The sequence below is a fragment of the Clostridium sp. genome, from assembly GCF_032552055.1.
Lineage (GTDB): Bacteria > Bacillota > Clostridia > Clostridiales > Clostridiaceae > Clostridium.
In genome coordinates this window covers 1-2,694 of record NZ_JAWGSV010000342.1, presented here as the reverse complement: position 1 = coordinate 2,694, position 2,694 = coordinate 1, and the positions used below count along the sequence as shown (strand labels likewise).

At 26.4% G+C, this 2,694-nt stretch carries 3 protein-coding genes and 1 pseudogene; all 4 read left to right on the top strand.

Annotation, left to right across the window (positions count from 1 at the left end):
• Nucleotides 1-187 precede the first annotated feature (187 nt).
• The 4 genes and pseudogenes from E6248_RS15225 (at nt 188) to E6248_RS15210 (ending at nt 2,531) form a co-directional block, all read left to right on the top strand.
• A complete protein-coding gene (locus E6248_RS15225) occupies nt 188-421 on the top strand; it encodes a hypothetical protein (RefSeq protein WP_316341618.1) in 234 nt (77 codons plus the stop codon).
• A 141-nt stretch (nt 422-562) separates the two neighbouring features.
• Nucleotides 563-1,222, top strand: a pseudogene (locus E6248_RS15220) (PTS transporter subunit EIIC).
• Nucleotides 1,223-1,705: 483 nt separating this feature from the next.
• A complete protein-coding gene (locus tag E6248_RS15215; RefSeq protein ID WP_396335161.1) occupies nt 1,706-2,254 on the top strand; it encodes a phosphatase PAP2 family protein in 549 nt (182 codons plus the stop codon).
• Between the two features lie 91 nt (nt 2,255-2,345).
• Nucleotides 2,346-2,531 carry a hypothetical protein gene (locus tag E6248_RS15210; RefSeq protein WP_316341616.1) on the top strand — a complete coding sequence of 62 codons (186 nt, stop codon included), beginning with the start codon at nt 2,346-2,348 and terminating at the stop codon, nt 2,529-2,531.
• The last annotated feature ends 163 nt before the right edge of the window (nt 2,532-2,694 follow it).

Sequence of the window (2,694 nt, the reverse complement as noted above, 5' to 3'; positions counted from 1 at the left end):
ATCTTTAGATTCACATATTTTTATCTATAAAATTAATAAAATAAAGATAACAATTTGTTACATAAATAAAACAAATTATAAAAAATGAAATTTGTTTTATTTAGTTCTAAAAAGAAGTTTTTAAAATGAAATTATTGTAAAATTAAATTAAAGCTAATTTTGCAATAATTGATTAGGAGGTACTGGTATGCATAAAGTAGAAATAAATGGAGTTCAAATGAAATTTATAAGAGGGTTTTTTGATAACTTTGAAGATGATAAGGTTAAGTTAACAGTTCTAGATGATAAAAATAGAATTAAAATAGTTTACTCAGCTGAAACAGAATTGTCAGCTGCAGATTTAGAAAGACATTTAAAATCAACATTTAAAAGTAAATCACCTTATGGTACGAGCCTTTACTATACAATAAATGTAAAGTGATGGATTATTTTAAATTAGACTTTTTTTATAATATAAGATTAATTAATGAAGTTCGAAAAAGACTTTTTGTTTGGAGCAGTATCTGCTTCATATTAAGCAGAAGGGCATGGTATAAAGAAGGAATTAATATAAAAGGTTATTATGGATGATTTTATAAAAATGTCAGAACAAGTTTCACCTGCAGTTGCTAGAACATTTAAGATATTACTTCCAATAATAATAGTTGTAATGGGCTTCTCAATTGGTAATTTCTTATTATTAAAGGTTACAGATGGTGGTGGAATTCATACTTTAATATATAATTCATTGCAAGCACCATTAACTAAAATTGGAGACAGTATATTCTCAGTAGCTACATTTGCTATAGTATCAAACCTATTATGGATAATGGGTATTCATGGACCTAATACTATTGCAGCAGTAAAAGATACTATGTTCTCAGAAGCAAATCAAGCTAACTTAGCTTTCGTTCAAGCCAATGGAACAGCTTGGGGAGCTCCATACGAAACAACCTAGGCTTTAACTGATGCTTTTTCTAATTATGGTGGTTCAGGAATGACTTTGGGATTAATAATAGAAATATTTTTATTCTCTAAAATGAAAGATTAAAGGGGTATTGCAAAATTATCTCTTGCACCTGGAATATTTAATATTAATGAATCAATAATCTTTAGATTACCTATAGTATTAAATCCAATATTGATTATACCATTCTTAATAATACCAATAGTAAATATTTTTATTGGATATGCCTTCATTTTCTTTAAGATTATACCACATATTGCCTATCTTGTTCTTTGAACAACCCCTGGACCGCTTATTCCATTCATAGGTACTGGTGGAGAAATTATGGAGCTTGTAGTTGGAAGTATATGTTTGGCTGTTAGTGTATTGATTTATGCCCATTCAGGTTTAATTCAAAATGAAGTCAATGGTAAAAAAACTTGAGTTTTCTTTAATAATAATGCATGCAGAAGATTAACTTATGAGTGCAGAAACTGTTAAAGATTTAGCTAAAGAGTTAATGGAAATGAATAAAGAAATTAAAAATAAATAATGTGCATTTAAAATAACTATAGGGGCTATTGTGAGATTTTATTCTCATAATAGCCTCATTGATTTTTCATTCTGCACTCTTAATTTTTCATTGTGCGATAGAACATAGAGACACTTAATTAGCTAACTTGTCTAAAGAATATAAAGGAGATATAATTGTAAAATGAATATAGTTAGTATGAAAGAAATATAATTAGTATCAAATAGATAGTTAAAGAGGGAATTATGATAAATTTAATAAGTAATATAGATATAAATATTTTAAATTTTATTAGGGAAAACTTTTCAAATCCAGTTATGGATAAATTAATGGTGGGTATAACCACTTTAGGAGATAATGGATTTATATGGATAGTAATTGGTATTTTATTTTTATTAAATAATAAATATAGAAAACTGGGATTAGTATTACTCGTAGGCCTACTATTAACTACAATTTTAGGTGAAGGAATAATAAAAAATATAGTGCAAAGACCAAGAGCTTTTATTACATATCCAGATATAGATATAATAATTAATCCGCCGACATCGTATTCTTTTCCTTCTGGGCATACAGCATCTTCCTTTGTTGCAGCCTTTATAATAGCTTATTATAATAAGAAGTTTGGGATAGTGGCTTTTATATTAGCTATATTAATAGGATTTTCTAGATTATATTTGTTTGTACATTATCCATCAGATGTTTTAGTTGGAATGTTACTAGGTTGCATAGTTGCTATAATAACTATAAGTTTAATGAAAAATATTAAATTTACAAAAAAAGAAAAACTAAGGTGAGGTAAAATATAATTAACTTTCAGATCTTTGCTAGTATAATTAATTATTTTTGGTAAAAAATAATTATAGTTAGCATGGAGGTGAAAAAGTCATGGAAGAAATGGAAAAGAAGATGAAAAAGCTTTATAGACATGTTAAATCAGGTAGACTTACACAAGAAATAGCAGAAGAAATGGCAGATTTAATGGATAAAGTTGAAGATGCTGGAGAAGACGTTAAAGAAAAATTTTCATCAATGATAAATGATATGAAAAAAGCTATGAAAAAAATGAAATAGTAAATTTAATATTTATTATTTAAGTAACTTATAAATATGGAGTTGCCAAAAAGGTAGCTCCATAAAAATTAATTTGAAGTAATTTGGAACAAATTACATCCGTAATTATTCATTATCAATTATCAATTATTAATTATTCATTATTATGGTGGTGTTTTATGAG